The sequence below is a fragment of the Streptomyces sp. 8N114 genome (genome assembly GCF_052245835.1).
Lineage (GTDB): Bacteria > Actinomycetota > Actinomycetes > Streptomycetales > Streptomycetaceae > Streptomyces.
This window is the reverse complement of record NZ_JBQQBT010000012.1, coordinates 13,695-32,672: the sequence shown is the minus strand read 5'-3', so window position 1 is coordinate 32,672 and position 18,978 is coordinate 13,695. Positions and strand designations below refer to the sequence as shown.

Genomic DNA, 18,978 nt, shown 5'->3' with positions numbered 1-18,978 from the left:
GGCACCCACCATGTCGATCGACGTCAACAACGAGTCCGGCCGCCAGGTCGACGAGGAAGCGGTGCTCGACATCGCCCGCTACTCACTGGCCCGGATGCGTATCCATCCGCTGTCGGAGCTTTCGGTGATCGCCGTCGATGCGGCCACCATGGAGCAACTGCACCGGCAGTGGATGGAACTGCCGGGACCCACGGATGTGATGTCCTTCCCGATGGACGAGCTGCGCCCGCCGTCCCGGGACGAGGAGGAGCCCCCGCAGGGCCTCCTCGGTGACATCGTGCTGTGTCCCGAGGTGGCCGAGAAGCAGGGCGCGGACGCGCCGACGCAGCACTCCATGGACGAGGAGCTGCAACTGCTCACCGTGCACGGAGTGCTGCACCTGCTGGGCTACGACCACGAGGAGCCCGGCGAGCGGGCCGAGATGTTCGGTCTCCAGTCCGCGATCGTCGACGGCTGGCGCGCCGAGCGCGGCCTGACCGGCCCCTCACCCGCCCCCACGACGACATCGTGAGCACCCCGCTCGTCGCCGCCGTCGTCCTGCTGGTGATCGTCGCGTGGCTGGCCGCCTGCGCGGAGGCCGGGCTGGCGCGTACGACCAGTTACCGGGCCGAGGAGGCCGTACGCCAAGGGCGGCGCGGCGGCGCGAAGCTCGCGGCGGTCGCCGCCGAGCCGACCCGCTATCTCAACCTGGCCCTGCTGCTGCGGGTGGCCTGCGAGGTGGCGGCCGGTTCGCTGGTGACGTACGCCTGTCTGCGCGCCATCGACGGGACCTGGCAGGCGCTTGCCGTCGCGATAGGAGTGATGGTCTTCGTCTCCTACGTCGCCATCGGCGTCTCGCCCCGCACCATCGGCCGCCAGCACCCGCTGAACACGGCGACGGCCGCCTCGTACGTACTGCTGCCGCTGGCCCGCATCCTGGGCCCTGTGCCGCAGCTGCTGATCCTGCTCGGCAACGCGCTCACCCCGGGTAAGGGCTTCCGCAAGGGACCGTTCGCCAGTGAGGCGGAGCTGCGCGCGATGGTGGACCTCGCGGAGCGGGAGTCGCTGATCGAGGCGGATGAGCGGAAGATGGTGCACTCCGTCTTCCAGCTCGGCGACCGGCTGGTGCGCGAGGTGATGGTGCCGCGCACGGACCTGATCACCATCGAGCGGTTCAAGACGATCCGGCAGGCGCTGACGCTGGCGCTGCGCTCGGGTTTCTCGCGGATCCCGGTGGTCGGGGAGAGCGAGGACGACGTGGTGGGCGTCGTCTACCTCAAGGACCTGGCCCGGAAGGTGCACATCAGCCGGGACGCGGAGACCGAGCTGGTCTCCACCGCGATGCGGCCCGCCACGTTCGTGCCGGACACCAAGAACGCGGGCGATCTGCTGCGGGAGATGCAGAAGGACCGGATCCATGTCTCCGTGGTGATCGACGAGTACGGCGGCACGGCCGGGATCGTCACCATCGAGGACATCCTGGAGGAGATCGTCGGTGAGATCGCCGACGAGTACGACCGCGAACTGCCGCCGGTCGAGGAGCTGGGCGAGGGGCGCTACCGGGTCACCGCGCGGCTGGACATCGGCGATCTGGGCGAGCTGTTCGGGCTGACGGGACTGGATGACGAGGACGTGGAGACGGTCGGCGGGCTGCTGGCCAAGTCGCTGGGCCGGGTGCCGATCGCCGGTGCCACCACCACGGTCGATGTGTCCGAGGACCGCTCCGCACCCACCCTGACGGGCCTTCGGCTGACCGCAGAGTCCCCGGCGGGCCGCCGGAACAAGATCGTGACGGTGCTCGTCGAACCGGTACGGGAGCCGGTGCGCACGGACGGCGAGGAGAGCACGGCGCTCAGCGAGAGCTGACTCTCCGGCAGTTGACGCCGCAGCGGTCGACCGTCCGGCGGCTGATGCCCCAGAGGCCGACCGTCCGGTGGTAGATGCCGCAGCGATCGGCTGTCCGGCGGTTGTCATAGGCGGCGCCTACGCTGAGTGCCATGACGCCGGAAGAGCTCAGAGCCTGCTGCCTGGAGCAGAACGGTGCGTGGGAGGACTTTCCGTTCCCCGGGAATCCGGGGCTCTCCACGTTCAAGATCAAGGAGAAGATCTTCGCCTTCAGCGCCCTGGACGAGGCCCCGCTCCGGGTGAGCCTCAAGTGCGACCCGGAGATCGCGGTGCGGCTGCGCGAGTCGTATCCGGCGGTGCGGCCGGGCTGGCACCTCAACAAACGCCACTGGAACACGGTGCTCCTCGACGGGAGCCTCCCGGACCGGACGGTGCGGGAGATGATCGAGGACTCCTACGACCTGGTGGTCGCCGGGCTGCCGCGGTGGGAGCGGCTGCGGCTGGGCCAGAGCTGAGGGCACGGCCGCGCGCCGCCGTCCGCCACCTGTTCGGCGGCCGTCCGCTCGCGGTCCGGCGCTGCGGCTGGTGGGTTGAGTCAGAGGCCGTCCGAAAGGCGATCCCATGCGCGCTGCACGCTGCTCTCCCGTCGCGGGTGTCCTGGTCGCCGCCGTCTTGCTGACCCTGGCGGGCTGCGGCGACGACGGCGGCGTGAACTCCGGCGAGACCTCCTCGCCCTCGCCGCCGCCGTCGACGCCCGGCGCCACGCCCACCGGTTCGCCCTCGAAAGTGACCGGGCCGCTCAGCGAACAGCAGGCCCGGGCCGCGCTGCTGGTGGAGGGCAACCTGCCCGCCGGGTGGCGGCACGCGGATCTGGACGACGGCACCGCTGCGGGAGACGCGCCCGACGATCTGAGCACCAAGGACCGCAACTGCAAGCAACTGCTCGACGCGCTCGGCGGCGACCTGGACCGGCACGAGGCACGGACCGACGCCTCCCGCGACTACCGCAGAAGTGCGAACGGTCCGTACCTCTCCAGCGAGATCGCCTCCTACGACAAGGAGGAGGGCGACGGCTCGAAGCGGGCGCTGAGCACCTTCAAGAGCGTGCGCGCCAGCTGCAAGAAGTTCACCGCCGAGAACAACGCGGTCACCGTCGACTTCACCGTCTCCCCGCTGAAGGTCAAGCCCGGCGCCGACAGCGCGTGCGCCCGGCTGCGGGGGACCGCCAGGGGCGGGCCTGCCGACGGGAAGCAGCTCACCCTCGATCTCGTGCTGTCGCGGGTGGAGCAGTCCACGACGGGGCTGGCACTGCTCTTTGAGGGGGACGGCGATACGGGGCTGACCGCGCGGGCAGCGCGGGGCGCCGCCGCGCGGCTTGAAGCCGTGACCGCGGGGCGCACCCCTTCTCCGACCGTGCCGCCGGAGGGCGACTAGGGCTTGCCCGACGCCCTCGCCTTTTCTGGGTAGGAGCTGCCCCTGCCTGGCGCCCGCAGGCTGCGGGTGCTTGGTGGCTGGGCGCGCAGTTCCCCGCGCCCCTTCGGGGCGCAGCCCCCATGCCGGGTGCAACATCCACCGGGCACGGACTAGCGCCGCTCCGCTGTCCGGCGGCGGCCCAGGGTGAGGGCCACCAACGTGCCGATGGCGAGCAGAACAACGGTGTCGGCGCCGAGACCCAGCTTGATCCCTCCGAGGGTGGCATCCGCGGCAGGGGTGCCACCCTCCCGCAGGACGCCCGCCCAGCCGACGGACAGGGCGCTCAGCAGCGGGATACCGAGGGCCAGACCGAGTTGCATGGCGCTGGTGACCAGGGAGGTGGCGCGGCCCTGGTCGGCGTCGTCGAGGCCGGAGGTGGCGGTGACGCCGTAGGTGACGACGGCCACCAGGTGCAGCCCGCTGGCCAGCGAGACGGCGACCACGACCAGCCACAGCCCGCTCTCGACGCCCAGGCCCAGCAGCGCCGCCGTCAGCACGCCCTGGCCGATCAGCCCCAGCGCGAGGGTGCGCGGGGCACCGATCCGGCGGGCGATCCGGGGTGCGAGGGCGCCGCCCGCGACGGAGGCGAGCCCCTGCACACCGAAGACGAGCCCGGAGACGAGCGCGGAGACCCCCAGCAGGTCCTGGAGATAGAGCGTCATCAGAAAGACGACGGCGGTCATCATCGAGACGGTGACGAGCCCGGCCAGGTTGCCGAAGGCGACGGAGGGCCGGCGCAGCATCCACAGCGGCAGCAGCGGCTCGGCGCTGCGGGCCTCCACCCGGACGAACAGGGCGAGCAGCGCCAGTCCGGCAATGATCGCGACCAGCACGTCGGGCCGGGTGAAGCCCTCCTCGGCAGCGGTGGACAGCCCGTAGACGATGCCGAAAAGCCCGCCGGTCACGGTCAGCGCGCCGGGGACGTCCAGCCGGGCGCGCTCCCCCCGGCTCTCACTCAGCAGCCGGGGTGCGGCCAGCAGCACCAGCACGCCTCCCACTCCGAGCAGGCCCATGGTGGAGCGCCAGCCGAGGGTGTCGGTGAGGATGCCGCCGAGGACCATGCCGACGGTGAAGCCCAGCGCCATCAGGGAGCCGTTGATGCTCAGCGCCTTGGTGCGCTTGGGGCCCTCGGCGAACGAGGTGGTGATCAGCGCCATACCGGTGGGCACCAGCGCGGCGGCGCCGAGCCCCTGGAGTGCGCGCCCGGCCAGGAAGAGCGGTGCACTGGGCGCGAGCGCTGCCAGCACCGAGGCGCCGGTGAAGAGGGCCAGCCCGGTCAGGAACGTACGGCGGCGGCCCAGCTGGTCGCCCAGCCGGCCGAAGAGCAGCAGGAAACTGCCGGTGGGCAGCGCGAACGCGGTCACGGCCCACTGCAGTCCGGCCTCGCCCAGCCCCAGGTCGGGGCCGAGGACGGGCAGCGCGACGTTCAGTACGGAGAAGTCGAGCGCGACGAGGAACTGCGAGGCGCACAGCACCACGAGGAGCAGCACCTCGCGCGGGGTGAAGCGGTGGGAATCAGCCGGCTGTTCGGAACGGGCAGAGTCGGTGACCGGCTCGGGCGCGGTCGTCTCCGGTACGGAAGCGGTCGTTGGCATGGTCACAGCCTGCTGGCGCGGAACAGACCGTGGGGAGCTGCTGTTTATGGTGGTGCCCGCACCACCACTCAGGGAGGGGACCAGGTGGCCAGCACTCCAAGGAGTCGACCGGAGAAAAGCCGACGCGGTGAGGAGCTGCGCACGTTCCTGCGCTCCCGCCGGGCGCGGGTCTCCCCCGCCGAGGCCGGGCTGCCGGACGGGGGTGCGCGGCGCAGGACCCCGGGGCTGCGCCGCGAGGAGGTGGCGGTGCTGGCCGGCGTGGGCGCCTCCTGGTACCAGTGGCTGGAGCAGGGCCGGGACATCACCGTCTCGCCGCAGGTCCTCGACGCGGTGGCACGGGTGCTGCGGATGAACCCCGCCGAGCGCCGGCACCTGTACGTCCTGGCGGGCCTCAACCCGCCGCTGCCCGAGTCCGAGTACGACCGCGCCCACCTGTGCGACGGGATGCAGCGGCTCATCGACGGCTGGATGCCGTACCCGGCACACATCATGGACCCGTACTTCAGCGCCGTCGGGCTCAACGAGTCGGCGCGGCTGGTGATGGGCATCGACGCGCAGGAGAACTGCATCATCAACTTCTTCTGCGACGAGCGCTACCGCGCCCGCTCGAAGAGCTGGGAGCAGAACGCTCCGGGCGTCGTCGCGGAGCTGCGCGCCTCGCTGGCGGAGTGGCCCGAGGACGAGGGGTTCCAGCTGCTGCTGGAGGAGCTGCTGGCGAACAGCGAGGACTTCCGCCGGCTGTGGGAGCTGGGCGATGTGTCCCGCCCCGGACAACGGCTCAAGGAGCTGGACCATCCGGTGGTGGGCGCGCTGCACTTCGAGTCGACGACGCTCCAGGTGCCGGCCCGCCCCGACCTCAGGCTCATCCTGCACAACCCGGTCGCGGGCACCGGCACCGCCGAGAAGCTCCAGCGGCTGGCAGAGCCCGAGGTACGCCGCGCCACGATCCACCGGGTCGCGGGATGAGGCACCCCCGGCGGCCAAGGGGATGCGAGGGCCGAGGCACCCGGCAAGCGTGTCGTGGCCACCGCATATGCTCGCCGTCATGAGTGACCAGAGCACCGCCGGGCTGGATCCGGAAGACCGCAAGATCGTCACCCTGGCGCGCAGCGCCCGCGCCCGTAACGCCGTCCCGGAGGGCGCCGCCGTACGGGACGAGACGGGCCGCACCTACGTCGCGGGGTCGGTCGGGCTGCCCTCGCTCCAGCTGTCCGCGCTGCGTACGGCGGTGGCGATGGCGGTGGCCTCGGGCGCTACGTCCCTGGAGGCGGCGGCCGTGGTCTCGCAGGCCGAGCAGGTCCCGGCCGAGGACCTGGCGACCGTACGGGACCTGGGCGGGCCCGCCACCCCGGTGCACCTCGCCGGTCCGGACGGCGAGGTGCACTCGACGGTGACGGCGGGCTGAGCAGGAAGAGTGACGCGCCCCGTAAGGGGCGCGGGGAACTGCGCGAGCAACCTGGGGGCACCTCCCGGCCGGAGGCTGGGGGAGGGCCCGCAGCCGGCAGCGGCGCAGCACCCCCACTCACCGGCTGCCGCCGTCAGGGACAATGGTCGTCATGAACGCATCTTCTGCCACTGCCGGCACCACAGAAGGCGGTACTCCGCGCGAAGCGCACCCGCATCGGTCGGGCTTCGCCTGCTTCGTCGGCCGTCCGAACGCGGGCAAGTCGACGTTGACCAACGCGCTGGTGGGCACGAAGGTCGCGATCACCTCCACCCGTCCGCAGACCACCCGGCACACGGTGCGCGGCATCGTGCACCGCCCGGAGGCACAGCTCGTCCTGGTGGACACCCCGGGCCTGCACAAGCCCCGCACCCTGCTCGGCGAACGCCTCAACGACGTGGTGCGCACCACCTGGGCCGAGGTCGACGTCATCGGCTTCTGCGTGCCCGCCGACCAGAAGATCGGCCCGGGTGACCGCTTCATCGCGGGCGAGCTGGCCGAGCTGAGGAAGCGCACGCCGAAGGTGGCCGTCGTCACCAAGACCGACCTGGTTTCGGGCAAGGCGCTGGCGGAGCAGCTGCTCGCCGTCGACCAGCTCGGGCGGGAGCTGGGTGTCGAGTGGGCGGAGATCGTCCCGGTCTCCGCCACCGAGGGCTCCCAGGTGGGCCTGCTGGCCGATCTGCTGGCGCCGCTGCTGCCTGAGGGCCCGCCGCTGTACCCGGACGGCGATCTGACGGACGAGCCCGAGCAGGTCATGGTCGCCGAGCTGATCCGCGAGGCGGCGCTGGAGGGCGTACGGGACGAGCTGCCGCACTCGATCGCGGTGGTGGTCGAGGAGATGGTGCCCCGCGAGGACCGCCCCGCGGACCGCCCGCTGCTGGACGTCCACGCCAACATCTACATCGAGCGGCCCAGCCAGAAGGGCATCGTCATCGGCCCCAAGGGCAAGCGCCTCAAGGAGGTCGGCAGCAGCTCGCGACGGCACATCGAGGCGCTGCTGGGCACGCCTGTCTATCTCGACCTGCACGTCAAGGTCGCCAAGGACTGGCAGCGCGACCCCAAGCAGCTGCGCCGGCTGGGCTTCTGAGCCGACCGGCCCGCGTCAGACCCGCTTGGGCACCGGCACACGCATCAGATCCTGGGCCGCCGTCAGTTCGCCCTCGAACCCGGCGGCGCGGGCCTCGGCAGCGAACAGGGCGGTGTCCTGGTAGCGCTGCGAGAAGTGTGTCAGCACCAGGTGCCGTACGCCCGACTCGGCGGCGACCCGGCCCGCCTGAAAGGCCGTCAGGTGGCCGGAGACCTCGGCCAGCTCGGTGTCGGCCTGCAGGAACGTCGACTCGATGACGAGCATGTCGCAGCCCGCGGCCAGCTCATGGACCCCCTCGCACAGCCGGGTGTCCATGACGAAGGCGAAGCGCTGGCCCCGCCGCGGCTCGCTGACCTCCTCCAGCCGTACCCCGCGCAGCTCCCCCTCCCGCTGGAGACGGCCCACGTCCGGACCGCTGATGCCGCGCTCCGCCAGCAGGTCGGGCAGCATACGGCGCGCGTCGGGCTCCGTGAGCCGGTATCCGAAGGTGTCGATACGGTGCGAGAGCCGACGCGCCTCCAGGGTGAAGGGCGCCTGAGGCTCCTCGGCGCCGCCGGCGATCACCCCGGGCGCAGCGATGGGCACCTCGCGCAGCCGGATCGTGTCGTGGAACGGCGTGGCATTGCGCAGCCGGTCGAAGTAGTCGCGCCCGCTCTCCGGAAAGTAGGCCGTCACCTCGTGGGGCACCCCGTCGAGGCTCATGTGCTGGATGACGCCGGGCAGCCCGAGCGTGTGGTCCCCGTGAAAGTGCGTCAGGCAGATACGGGTCAGATCGTGTGCGGCGACCGAGGTGTGCAGCATCTGCCGCTGGGTGCCTTCACCGGGGTCGAACAGGATGCCCTCGCCGTCCCACAGCAGGACGTACCCGTTGTGGTTGCGCTCCCGGGTGGGTACCTGGCTGGCGGTGCCCAGCACGACCAGTTCTCGCACGGACATCGCGGCTACCGCCTCACCCGGGCGGCCATTCGAGGCCACGGCCCCCGAGAACGTGCGCATGTGCGTGGAAGACCGTCTGCCCCGCGCCCGAACCGGTGTTGAAGACCACCCGGTAGCCGGTGCCCGGGCCGCCGTGCGGCACGGCGATCTTCTCCATCTGCGCCACCTCACCGGCCTCCTGCACCACATCGGCGAGCAGCTGCGGGGAGGCCGCCGCGAGGGAGGCCGCGTCCGGGTAGTGCGCCCTCGGGATCACCAGCACATGGGTGGGCGCCTGCGGGTTGATGTCCCGGAACGCGACGGTCGTCTCGGTCTCCCGCACCAGCGTCGCCGGCACCTCACCCGCGGCAATCTTGCAGAACAGGCAGTCCTGCTGCGGTTCTCCGTTGGAAGCCATGCCGGGATGTTACCCGAGCACCGGTCGGGGCCCCGGCGTTCGCCAGGGCCCGTGCCCGTCGTCCCCAGCGGCCGTGGGAGCTCCACCCCAGCAGGCGCAGGAGCTCACCCCCAGCGGCCGCAGCGCGCGAGCACCACGGCGGTGGCGGCCGTCCCGGCGGTGGAGGTCCGCAACACGCTCGGCCCGAGCCGGAAGGGCGCGGCGCCGGCTCCGGCGAACAGCTCCAGCTCCTCCGGAGCAACCCCGCCCTCGGGGCCCACCACCAGCACGATCTCCCCTGCCGAGGGCAACTCGGCGGTGGCCAGCGGCGTGCTGCCTTCCTCATGCAGCACGCCCGCGAAGTCGGCGGCCCGCAACAGCTCCGCGACCTCCCGCGACGATGCGAGGTCGGCCACCTCCGGAAAGCGCAGGCGCCGCGCCTGCTTCCCCGCCTCCCGAGCCGTGTTCCGCCACTTGGCGAGCGACTTGGCAGCGCGCTCCCCCTTCCACCGGGTCACCGCCCGCGAAGCCGCCCACGGCACGACGGCGTCCACCCCCGTCTCCGTCATCGTCTCCACGGCCAACTCCCCCCGGTCCCCCTTGGGAAGCGCCTGTACGACGGTGATCCGGGGGCGCGGTTCCGGCTCCGTACGGATCTCGCGGACGGCGACCTCCAGCCGGTCCTTGCCCTCGGCAGCGGTCACGCTCCCGTACGCGCCGGTGCCCGCGCCGTCCGTGAGCACGACCTCCTCCCCCGGCCGCAGCCTGCGGACGGAGACGGCGTGCCGACCCTCCGGCCCGTCGAGCACCACTGTGCCGGGATGCAGCAGACCGGAGTCGGCGAGGAAGACCGGCGCGCTCACGAGGGCACCTCCCGCAGTGCCGCACGCGCCTCGGCGAGCTCGGCCGCCAGCACCTCCACCAGTTGTCCGGCGGGCAACTCCCGGGCCAGCCGGTGCCCCTGACCCGCCCACAGCGCCATCGCCTGCGGGTCTCCCGCCTTCGCCGCCGCCTTGCGCAGCCCGGCCGTCAGATAGTGGAGCTGCGGATAGGCGGCGGGCGCGTACGGGCCGTGCTCGCGCAGGAAGCGGTTGACCAGTCCCCGCGCCGGGCGCCCCGAGAAGGCCCGGGTCAGCTCGGTACGGGTGAACAGCGGGTTGGTCAGCGCCTGCTTGTGCAGCGGGTGGGCGCCGGACTCCTCGGTGGCCAGAAAGGCGGTGCCCAACTGCGCCGCCACAGCGCCGGCCGCGAGCACGGCGGCGATCTGCTCACCGCGCATCAGTCCGCCCGCGGCGACGAGAGGCAGCTGCACGGCTTCCCTGACCTGCGTGATCAGCGACAACAGTCCGATGCCGCCGCTCCCCCGGTCGCTCTGCGGGTCGTCGCGGTGCGTGCCCTGGTGCCCGCCCGCCTCTATGCCTTGCAGACACACCGCGTGCGCACCGGCCGTCTGCACCGCCCTCGCCTCCGCGACCGAGGTCGCGGTGACGAGGGTGCGGGTGCCCAGCTCCGCGAGACGCTCCAGTACCCGGCTGGTGGGGCAGCCGAAGTGGAAGGAGACGACGGGGACGGGGTCGTCGTAGAGGATCGCGAGCTTCGCCTCGTACGCGTCGTCCGTCATGCCGTCGGTGTCGCCCAGTTCGGTCTCGTACCAGGTGGCCTCGCCCGCGAGCTGTTCGCGGTAGACGACGACTGCTGACGGGTCGGTGGTACGGGGCTGCGGCATGAAGAGGTTGACGCCGAACGGGCGCTCTGTGAGCCGCCGCAGCTGTCTGATCTCCTCGTACATCGCCTCCGGCGTCTTGTACCCGGCGGCGAGGAAGCCCAGGCCCCCCGCCTCGCTCACCGCTGCAGCCAGCGCGGGCCGGGAGACCCCGCCCGCCATCGGTGCCTGGATGACGGGATGCGCAGTCAGCTCGTAGAGCGAAGACGACGAGGTCGACATGACCACATCCTGTCACGCCCCCACCACAGCCCCGGCCCAACCCCCGACGCCCCAGAAGACCACCCCCGCCCCCCAGGCCAAGCCCGAACGGCCCCGCCTTCAGCGCGATCTGACAGCCTCGCCTCAGCGCGGTCGAACAGCCCCGCCTCAGCGGCCGTTACTGCATCCACCGGGGGACAACCCCCAGACCCCCGGCCGATCCCGAATGGCGGCCCGCCTCAGCGGCCGTTGAAGGCGTCCTTCAGCCGGGAGAACAACCCCTGCTGGCCCGGCTGGAACTGACCCGTGGGCCGCTCCTCGCCGCGGAGTTTGGCCAGGCGGCGCAGGAGCTCCTCCTGGTCCGGCTCCAGCTTGGTCGGCGTCGTCACCTCGACGTGCACGATGAGCTGGCCACGGCCACCACCGCGCAGGTGGGTGATGCCACGCTCGTGGAGCGGGATCGACTGACCGGACTGGGTGCCGGGGCGGATGTCGACCTCCTCCATGCCGTCCAGCGTCTCCAGCGGCACCTTGGTGCCGAGGGCCGCGGCCGTCATGGGGATGGTGACAGTGCAGTGCAGGTCGTCACCACGGCGCTGGAAGACCGGGTGGGCGTTCTCGTGGATCTCCACGTACAGATCACCGGCCGGGCCGCCGCCCGGGCCGACCTCGCCCTCGCCCGCGAGCTGGATGCGGGTGCCGTTGTCGACACCGGCGGGGATCTTCACGGTGAGGCTGCGCCGCGAGCGCACCCGCCCGTCGCCCGCGCACTCCGGGCAGGGGGTGGGCACGACGGTGCCGAAGCCCTGGCACTGGGGGCACGGCCGGGAGGTCATGACCTGGCCCAGGAAGGACCGGGTGACCTGGGAGACCTCACCACGGCCGCGGCACATGTCGCAGGTCTGCGCCGAGGTGCCCGGCGCGGCACCGTCGCCGCTGCAGGTGCCGCAGACGATGGCGGTGTCGACCTGGATGTCCTTGGTGGTGCCGAACGCGGCCTCTTCCAGGTCGATGTCCAGCCGGATCATGGCGTCCTGGCCCCGACGGGTACGCGAGCGCGGCCCGCGCTGCGCCGCCGTGCCGAAGAAGGCGTCCATGATGTCGCTGAAGTTGCCGAAGCCCCCGCCGAAGCCGCCGGCACCGGCGCCCGCGGCGCCCGCGGCCGGGTCCCCGCCGAGGTCGTAGACCTGCTTCTTCTGCGGGTCCGAGAGCACCTCGTAAGCGGTGTTGATCTCCTTGAACCGCTCCTGGGTCTTCGGATCCGGGTTGACGTCCGGGTGCAGCTCGCGCGCGAGTCTGCGGAACGCCTTCTTGATCTCGTCCTGCGAGGCGTCACGCTGCACGCCGAGGACCGCGTAGTAGTCCGTCGCCACTTATGACTCCGCCAGGATCTGTCCGACGTACCGTGCCACTGCGCGTACAGCTCCCATCGTTCCGGGGTAGTCCATGCGGGTCGGTCCGACCACACCGAGCTTGGCGACCGCTTCGTCGCCCGAACCGTAGCCGACCGAGACGACCGATGTGGAACTCAGTCCCTCATGCTGGTTCTCATGCCCGATTCGTACGGTCATGCCGGGGTCCTTGGCCTCTCCGAGCAGCTTCAGCAGAACGACCTGCTCCTCCAGCGCCTCCAGTACGGGCCGGATGGTGAGCGGGAAGTCGTGCCCGAAGCGGGTCAGATTGGCGGTGCCGCCGATCATCAGCCGCTCCTCGGTCTCCTCGACCAGGGTCTCCAGCAGGGTGGCCAGCACCGTCTGGATCGTGCCTCTGTCGTCGGCGTCGAACGCCTCGGGCAGGTCCTGCACCAAGGACGGGACCTCGGTGAAGCGCTCGCCGACCACCCGGCTGTTGAGCCGGGCACGCAGGTCGGCCAGTACCGTCTCGCCGATCGGCGCCGGGCAGTCGATCATCCGCTGCTCGACCCGGCCGGTGTCGGTGATCAGCACCAGCATCAGCCGCGCGGGCGCCAGCGCCAGCAGCTCCACGTGCCGCACCGTCGAGCGGGTCAGCGACGGATACTGCACCACCGCGACCTGCCGGGTGAGCTGGGCGAGCAGCCGGACCGTACGGCCGACGACGTCGTCGAGGTCGACGGCGCCCTCCAGGAAGTTCTGGATGGCGCGCCGCTCGGGGGGCGACAGCGGCTTGACCCCGGCGAGCTTGTCGACGAAGAGGCGGTAACCCTTGTCGGTGGGGATCCGGCCCGCGCTGGTGTGGGGCTGGGCGATGTACCCATCCTCCTCCAGCGCCGCCATGTCGTTGCGGACGGTGGCCGGGGACACCTTCAGGTTGTGGCGCTCCGTGAGGGCCTTGGAGCCCACCGGCTCCTCCGTGCCCACGTAGTCCTGGACGATGGCGCGGAGGACTTCAAGTCGACGCTCGCTGAGCAAGGCGCACACCTCCCGTCCGGCCGCTGGTCTGGAGTCCGATCCCCTGGCGGTCTCTGGCACTCTTCATGCCGGAGTGCCAAGTCCCTGAGCCAGTGTACGGCCGGTCACCACGGCCAGGGCAAGGGCCGCCTGATCGCAGGCCCGACCGTACCGCGCCGCTGCGGCGGCGGCGCTGCTTCCGCGCGGCCGAGGGCGCGGTGGTCGGGCTGCCGCTAGCGTCGTCGTATGCAGCCGTTCGGTAAAGACGCGAAGCAGGATTCGCCGGCCGACGACCGGCGCTGGGAGCGGATCGCGCCCGGGGTGCTGCGGCGCAGACTGCCGCAGTGGGACGCGACGGTCGGCGCCGTCGGGGGCGACAACGAGGCGCTGGTGGTCGACACCGGGTCCTCGCTGCTGGAAGGCTCGGAGATCCGTGCCGAGGTGACCGCACTGCTGGGGCGCCGGGTGACGCGGGTGGTCCTCACCCATCCGCACTTCGACCACATCTTCGGCGCGGCCGTCTTCTCCGGCGCCGAGGTGTACGCGGCGGTCGGCGTCAGCGAGCTGCTGGCCCGCAACACCGACCTGCTGCGGGACGACGCCGTGGCACACGGCCTGCTGGAGGACGAGGCCGGGGAGGCGGCGGACGTGCTGGTGCGCCCGCACCATCCGGTCAGCGGGCAGCTGACCCTCGACCTGGGCGGGCGGGAGGTCGTGCTGGTCAACGTCGGCCCCGCGCACACCGAGCACGACCTGGCCGTGCTGGTGCCCGGCACCCCCGATGTCGTCTTCTGCGGGGACCTCGTGGAGGAGTCCGGCGCCCCCCAGGCCGGCGCCGACGCCCACCCCTCCCGCTGGCCGGCCGCGCTGGACCGGCTGCTGGCGCTGGGCGGCGAGGACGCGGTGTACGTACCGGGGCACGGGGCACTGGTGGACGCGGCGTTCGTACGGGCACAACGGGAGGAGCTGGCACGCCGGTTCGCGTCGTACGGCGCGTAGCAGAATGTGCGCATGCGCAGCCGTTACGACAATCCCGATCTGACCCCTCCCTGGAAGCGGGCTCGGAGCGTGCCCGAAGTGGCCGCCGAGCCGGATCTGGTGGTGGAGGAGGTCACCACCGGGTTCTGCGGAGCGGTCGTGCGCTGCGAGAAGACGGCTGAGGGGCCGACGGTCACGCTGGAGGACCGCTTCGGCAAGCACCGGGTCTTCCCGATGACGTCGGCGGGCTTCCTGCTGGAGGGGCGGACGGTGACGCTCGTACGTCCCCGCGCGGGTGCGGGCGCGGGTGCGGATCCCGGGGCTGGTGTCCCGGCGGCCGGGCGGCGGCTGACGGCTTCCGGCTCCGTCGCCGTCCCCGGCGCGCGGGCCAGGGTGGCGCGGGCTGCGCGTATCTATGTCGAGGGGCGGCACGACGCCGAGCTGGTCGAGAAGGTGTGGGGCGACGACCTGCGGATCGAGGGGGTGGTCGTGGAGTACCTGGAGGGCGTCGACGATCTGCCCGCCGTCGTGGAAGCCTTCTCCCCCGGCCCCGGGGCCCGGCTCGGGGTGCTGGTCGACCATCTGGTCCCCGGTTCGAAGGAATCGCGGATCGCCGCCCAGGTGAGCGGGGACCACGTCCTGGTGGTGGGGCATCCGTACATCGACATCTGGGAGGCCGTGAAGCCTGCCTCGGCGGGCATCCGGTCCTGGCCGCGCGTCCCGCACGGCCAGGACTGGAAGACCGGCGTGTGCAGCGCGCTGGGGTGGCCCCGGAACACCGGCGCGGCCTGGCAGCACCTGCTCGGCCGCGTCCGCTCCTACAAGGACCTGGAGCCCGCGCTGCTGGGCCGGGTCGAGGAGCTGATCGACTTCGTCACTGCTCCGGCTTCTCCGACTGCTTGACCGGGAGGGTCTGGAACTCCTCGGTCTCCAGCTTCACCCCGAGAAGGTCGAGCGGGAGCGACTCGCCGAACCGCGCCCGGCGCTCCACCCGGTAGTCGGCCTCCTCGCCCTTGCCTGCCGGTTCGGTGAGCAGGACGCACTCGCCCTTGAATGGGTCGATGATCAGGTATCCGGGGACGCCGCCCGCCGCGTAGAGCGTGCGCTTGGTGACGTAGTCCCGGTGCTTACTGGTCTTGGAGACGACCTCCAGGAGGAGGGTGATCTCCTCGGGGGGCATCAGCCTGCCCGACTCCGGGCCGGCGTCACGCGGAATCACGACGAGATCCGGCTGGGGCTCGCTCGTCTGGGCGAGGAGGCCGACGTCCTGGGTCTGGAGCCGCTGCCAGCGCTTACGGGGGATCTGGTCCGCCACGGCCTCCACGATCCGGTTATGGACCAGATCCGGCCCCGCCATCATCACGATTTCCCCCCACAGCAACTCCGCCTTGAAACCCTCCGGTACTTCGAGTTCCTCGAAGGCGTTTATCGCGTGGGAGTCGGTCATCGGGACATCCATCCGTTCGGCTACGGCAGTCATTGCCAGCCCCCTCGCGGTCGCTGCGATCACGTACGCACTCAGCGTAGCCGCGGGGTGTGACACCGCGCACGCGGGCAACGGGCGCACAAGTGGTGCAATGGAAAGCATGCCCTCCGCACTCCCTGACGGCGAGCCCATGCCCGCAGACGGCGCGCTGCCTCCGCGCGCGTTCGACGGGGCCGAGGCCCGCGCGCTCGGCTTCTATCTGCACGTTCCGTACTGCGCCACCCGCTGCGGCTACTGCGACTTCAACACCTACACCGCCACCGAGCTGGGGGGATTCTCCCGGGAGCGGTACGCGGAGCAGGCCGTCGAGGAGATCCGGCTGGCCCGCAGGGTGCTCGGCGACGATCCGCGCCGGGTGGAGACGGTGTTCGTCGGGGGCGGCACCCCCACCCTGCTCCCGGCCGCCGAGCTGGGCCGGATGCTGGCGGCGATCAGGGACGAGTTCGGGCTGGCCGAGAACGCCGAGGTCACCACCGAGGCGAATCCCGAGTCGGTGGACACCGGCTACCTCGGCGAGCTGCGGGAGGCCGGCTTCAACCGGGTCTCGTTCGGTATGCAGAGCGCCCGCCCGCACGTGCTGCGGGTACTGGACCGTACGCACACTCCGGGGCGCCCCGAGGAGTGCGTCGCGGAGGCACGTAAGGCGGGCTTCTCGCATGTGAACCTCGACCTGATCTACGGCACGCCGGGCGAGACCGACGAGGACTGGCGCGCCTCCCTGGACGCCGCGCTCGGCGCCGGCCCGGACCACATCTCGGCGTACGCGCTGATCGTGGAGGAGGGCACCCAGCTCGCCCGGCGCATCCGGCGGGGCGAGGTGCCGATGACCGACGACGATGTGCACGCGGACCGCTATCTGATCGCGGAGGAGCGGCTGACGGCGGCCGGTATGGAGTGGTACGAGGTCTCCAACTGGGCGGTGGCCGGCGACGCGGCGGCACGGTGCCGGCACAACGAGCTGTACTGGACGGGTGCCGACTGGTGGGGCGCGGGCCCTGGCGCGCACAGCCACGTCGGCGGGGTGCGCTGGTGGAACGTCAAGCACCCCGCGGCCTATGCGCAGGCGCTGGCCGAGGGCCGTTCGCCCGGCGCAGGCCGCGAGGTGCTCACCGCGGAGGACAGGCGCGTCGAGCGGATCCTGCTGGAGCTGCGGCTCGGCCGGGGCTGCCCGCTCTCGCTGCTCGCGCCGCAGGGCGCGAAGGCCGCCGAGCGGGCCCGCGAGGAGGGTCTGCTGGAGCCGGGCCCTTACGAGGAGGGCCGCGCGGTGCTCACGCTGCGGGGTCGGCTGCTGGCGGACGCGGTGGTCCGGGGGCTGGTGGACTGATCGGGTCGGGCCTGTGTCGTAAAGCCGGTGGGGCCTGTCTCGGAAAGCCGGTGGGGGCCTGTCTCGCACACCGGGCCGGTCAGCCGTCGGGCGCGGCTTCGGCCCGCTCGGGGACCCGCAGCACCAGCATGGCCAGGTCGTCGGCGGGCAGATCGGGTGCGAAGGCGTACACCGCACGGCGCAGGCGCTCGGCCGTGCCGCCCGCGTCCAGGCCCGCGCAGTCGGCGAAGCGGGTCGCGAGGCCGTCGCCGTCGTCGAACAGCCGGCGGCCGGAGCGGCGTTCGGTCACTCCGTCGGTGACGCACAGGAGGGTGTCGCCAGGGTGCAGCGTGAAGGACTGGGACTCGTAGCTGACCTGCTGGGCGACACCGAGGAGTAACTGCGGCGCAGCGGCCGTCCGTACGGCGCCGGAGGCGTCCCGTACCAGCGGCAGCGGGTGTCCGGCGCAGGTGAGAGTGCAGTCCACGAGCCCGTCGCGGAAGGCCAGTTCGCCGTAGACGACGGAGAGGAACCGCGCCTGCTCGCCCACCTCCCGGTTGAGCCGGTCCAGGGTCTCGGGCACGGAGTGACCCTCCCTGGCCAGCAGCCGCAGCACCGGGCGGGCCAGTCCGGTGACCACGGCCGCCTCCGGACCGTTGCCGCACACGTCGCCGAGCGCGAAGCGCCAGCGGCCGTCGGGCAGTCGCAGCAGGTCGTAGAAGTCGCCGCCCGCCCAGGCGCCCTCGCCTGCGGGCTCGTAGACGAGCGCGGTGTCGAGACCGGGTACGCGCACCTCCTCGCTGGGCAGCAGCCCGCGCTGGAGAATCTGGCTGATGTTCGCCTGGAGCGTGTAGCGGCGCGCGGAGAGCACGGCGAGCGCCACCCGGCGTGCGAAGTCCTCGACCAGTCCCATCACTTCGTCCGGAATCCGCAGCAGCCCGGCCCGGCCGATCACCAGCGTGCCGACCTGACGGCCGCCGACGACCAGGTCGCACAGGACCGAGGCACCACTGCCGCTGCCCGTCGCGGCACCGGCGGGCCAGCGCGAAGGGGCGGCCTGGCCCGGCAGTACGCGGGACGCGGCGACGGGCGGCTCCCCGGCGAGCTGGGCCCGCAGCTCCTCGATGCGGCTCTCCTGCGCATGCCACACCCGGGCCAGCCGGGGCAGCCGGGAGCGTTCGCCGTCCCACAGCCATACGGCGCACCAGTCGGCGAAGCGCGGCACCATCAACTGCCCGGCGAGCGAGGCGACCTTGTCCTCGTCGGTGTGCCCGGCCAGCAGATCGGACGCCTCGGCGAGGAAGCAGGGCGCGCCGCTGTTCGTCCACTCGCGGTACGGATCCGGGTGGAGGGCGGAGGGCGCCGCGGGGGGCTCGGCGCAGGGCGGGGGCGCGGCGTCTTCGGGATGAGCCTCGGCGGGGAGGGATTCCCCGGGGAGGGCGTCGCCGGGGAGGGCCTCGCCCGTGTGGAGCTCGGCTGCGGCGTCCAGGGGCTGCGGCGCGGTGCCGAGCTGGAACCACACGGCCTTGCGGTCCCTGCGGTAGCTGATGCCCCACTCCTTGGCGAGGGCACCGACCAAGCGCAGGCCGAGGCCGTGGCCCTCCTCGCCGGGTGCGGCCACCCGGCGTGCCGGATGGCGGTCGGCGACCTCCGCGTAGACGACCCCGGCGGCGTAGCGGCACTCCAGCCCTACGGACGTACCCGCGTGCACGACGGCATTGGTGACCAGTTCGCTGACCAGCAACACCATGTCGTCGGCCGCGTCACCGCGGACATGCCACCTGGCGAGCGCCGCCCGGGTGAAGCCACGGGCTGCCGCCGCCGCGAGCGCGTTGGGCGGCAGTTCGGTACGGACCGCGTGCGGCATCTCGCTCCCGGTCTGTACGGCACCTGTCGGTGGCGTCGCGGCCGGCCTGTCCGGCCCTGTGGCATCCGCATCGTGCGCGCTGTCCATCGCACCCCTCCCCGGGAGTTCCCGGGCGCTCCCCCGGTCGTTCGGTCACCACGCTCGGCGCGGTAGAGCAAGGGTGACAGAAGGGGCCCGGTCATACGCGCCGAGTCACGGAAATCGTGGCTGAACACCGCCGTTTCCGTCCCTGAACGGTTGACATCGGTCGGCCGCCCGGTACTCTGCTCGCCTTCCTCGGTCCCATTTCCCGATCCGCGAACGGCGATCGGTTCGC

19 protein-coding genes are annotated in these 18,978 nt (G+C 72.1%); 10 read left to right on the top strand and 9 right to left on the bottom strand.

Features of this window, described 5'->3' with window-relative positions; translation table 11 throughout:
• The first annotated feature begins 10 nt into the window (after positions 1-10).
• The 4 genes from ybeY to ACTWQF_RS23250 all read left to right on the top strand — a co-directional run bounded on the left by ybeY (position 11) and on the right by ACTWQF_RS23250 (position 3,258).
• Positions 11-511 (top strand): rRNA maturation RNase YbeY, encoded by a 501-nt coding sequence (gene ybeY / locus ACTWQF_RS23265; protein ID WP_443281574.1) that lies wholly within the window; start codon positions 11-13, stop codon positions 509-511.
• Positions 508-1,845 (top strand): hemolysin family protein, encoded by a 1,338-nt coding sequence (locus ACTWQF_RS23260; protein WP_443281573.1) that lies wholly within the window; start codon positions 508-510, stop codon positions 1,843-1,845. The genes ybeY and ACTWQF_RS23260 overlap by 4 nt, the downstream gene beginning before the upstream one ends.
• Positions 1,846-1,976: 131 nt before the next feature.
• On the top strand, positions 1,977-2,339 hold the full coding sequence (locus tag ACTWQF_RS23255; RefSeq protein ID WP_443281572.1) for an MmcQ/YjbR family DNA-binding protein: 363 nt from the start codon (positions 1,977-1,979) through the stop codon (positions 2,337-2,339).
• Between the two features lie 106 nt (positions 2,340-2,445).
• A complete protein-coding gene (locus ACTWQF_RS23250; RefSeq protein ID WP_443281571.1) occupies positions 2,446-3,258 on the top strand; it encodes a hypothetical protein in 813 nt (270 codons plus the stop codon).
• 149 nt (positions 3,259-3,407) lie between these two features.
• Here the strand turns inward: ACTWQF_RS23250 and ACTWQF_RS23245 are convergent, their stop codons facing one another.
• The gene (locus ACTWQF_RS23245; protein WP_443281570.1) at positions 3,408-4,892 is read right to left on the bottom strand and encodes an MFS transporter; all 1,485 of its coding nucleotides are present in this window, start codon (positions 4,890-4,892) and stop codon (positions 3,408-3,410) included.
• An 84-nt stretch (positions 4,893-4,976) separates the two neighbouring features.
• Here ACTWQF_RS23245 and ACTWQF_RS23240 point away from each other — a divergent pair, with 84 nt between their 5' ends.
• From ACTWQF_RS23240 to era, 3 genes are all read left to right on the top strand, one after another.
• Complete coding sequence (locus tag ACTWQF_RS23240) at positions 4,977-5,858, top strand: helix-turn-helix transcriptional regulator (protein WP_443281569.1); 882 nt, start codon at positions 4,977-4,979, stop codon at positions 5,856-5,858.
• A 67-nt stretch (positions 5,859-5,925) separates the two neighbouring features.
• The gene (locus ACTWQF_RS23235) at positions 5,926-6,297 is read left to right on the top strand and encodes a cytidine deaminase (RefSeq protein WP_443281699.1); all 372 of its coding nucleotides are present in this window, start codon (positions 5,926-5,928) and stop codon (positions 6,295-6,297) included.
• 151 nt (positions 6,298-6,448) lie between these two features.
• Entirely contained in the window at positions 6,449-7,423 is a 975-nt protein-coding gene (gene era / locus ACTWQF_RS23230; RefSeq protein ID WP_443281568.1) for a GTPase Era, read from the top strand.
• A gap of 15 nt (positions 7,424-7,438) precedes the next feature.
• On the opposite strand, the gene ACTWQF_RS23225 is transcribed toward era, so the two are convergent.
• From ACTWQF_RS23225 to hrcA, 6 genes are all read right to left on the bottom strand, one after another.
• Entirely contained in the window at positions 7,439-8,359 is a 921-nt protein-coding gene (locus ACTWQF_RS23225; protein WP_443281567.1) for a ribonuclease Z, read from the bottom strand.
• Between the two features lie 13 nt (positions 8,360-8,372).
• The gene (locus tag ACTWQF_RS23220) at positions 8,373-8,756 is read right to left on the bottom strand and encodes a histidine triad nucleotide-binding protein (protein ID WP_443281566.1); all 384 of its coding nucleotides are present in this window, start codon (positions 8,754-8,756) and stop codon (positions 8,373-8,375) included.
• Positions 8,757-8,860: 104 nt separating this feature from the next.
• Entirely contained in the window at positions 8,861-9,598 is a 738-nt protein-coding gene (locus ACTWQF_RS23215; protein ID WP_443281565.1) for a 16S rRNA (uracil(1498)-N(3))-methyltransferase, read from the bottom strand.
• Positions 9,595-10,680: a nitronate monooxygenase gene (locus ACTWQF_RS23210; RefSeq protein ID WP_443281564.1), complete on the bottom strand. Its 1,086-nt coding sequence runs from the start codon at positions 10,678-10,680 to the stop codon at positions 9,595-9,597. The genes ACTWQF_RS23215 and ACTWQF_RS23210 overlap by 4 nt, the downstream gene beginning before the upstream one ends.
• 218 nt (positions 10,681-10,898) lie before the next feature.
• A complete protein-coding gene (gene dnaJ / locus ACTWQF_RS23205) occupies positions 10,899-12,032 on the bottom strand; it encodes a molecular chaperone DnaJ (protein WP_443281563.1) in 1,134 nt (377 codons plus the stop codon).
• Positions 12,033-13,049: a heat-inducible transcriptional repressor HrcA gene (gene hrcA, locus ACTWQF_RS23200; RefSeq protein WP_443281562.1), complete on the bottom strand. Its 1,017-nt coding sequence runs from the start codon at positions 13,047-13,049 to the stop codon at positions 12,033-12,035.
• 225 nt (positions 13,050-13,274) lie between these two features.
• Here hrcA and ACTWQF_RS23195 point away from each other — a divergent pair, with 225 nt between their 5' ends.
• Both ACTWQF_RS23195 and ACTWQF_RS23190 read left to right on the top strand, forming a co-directional pair.
• A complete protein-coding gene (locus tag ACTWQF_RS23195; protein WP_443281561.1) occupies positions 13,275-14,027 on the top strand; it encodes an MBL fold metallo-hydrolase in 753 nt (250 codons plus the stop codon).
• Between the two features lie 12 nt (positions 14,028-14,039).
• Positions 14,040-14,909, top strand: a complete 870-nt coding sequence (locus tag ACTWQF_RS23190; RefSeq protein ID WP_443281560.1) for a DUF3097 domain-containing protein — start codon at positions 14,040-14,042, stop codon at positions 14,907-14,909.
• Here ACTWQF_RS23190 and ACTWQF_RS23185 read toward each other — a convergent pair.
• Positions 14,881-15,486, bottom strand: coding sequence for a Uma2 family endonuclease (locus ACTWQF_RS23185; RefSeq protein WP_443281559.1), 606 nt, complete (start codon positions 15,484-15,486; stop codon positions 14,881-14,883). The genes ACTWQF_RS23190 and ACTWQF_RS23185 overlap by 29 nt on opposite strands.
• Before the next feature lie 106 nt (positions 15,487-15,592).
• On the opposite strand from ACTWQF_RS23185, the gene hemW reads away from it, so the two are divergent.
• Positions 15,593-16,816, top strand: a complete 1,224-nt coding sequence (hemW, locus tag ACTWQF_RS23180; RefSeq protein ID WP_443281558.1) for a radical SAM family heme chaperone HemW — start codon at positions 15,593-15,595, stop codon at positions 16,814-16,816.
• Between the two features lie 79 nt (positions 16,817-16,895).
• Here hemW and ACTWQF_RS23175 read toward each other — a convergent pair whose 3' ends face one another.
• Positions 16,896-18,749: a SpoIIE family protein phosphatase gene (locus tag ACTWQF_RS23175; protein WP_443281557.1), complete on the bottom strand. Its 1,854-nt coding sequence runs from the start codon at positions 18,747-18,749 to the stop codon at positions 16,896-16,898.
• Between the last annotated feature and the right edge of the window lie 229 nt (positions 18,750-18,978).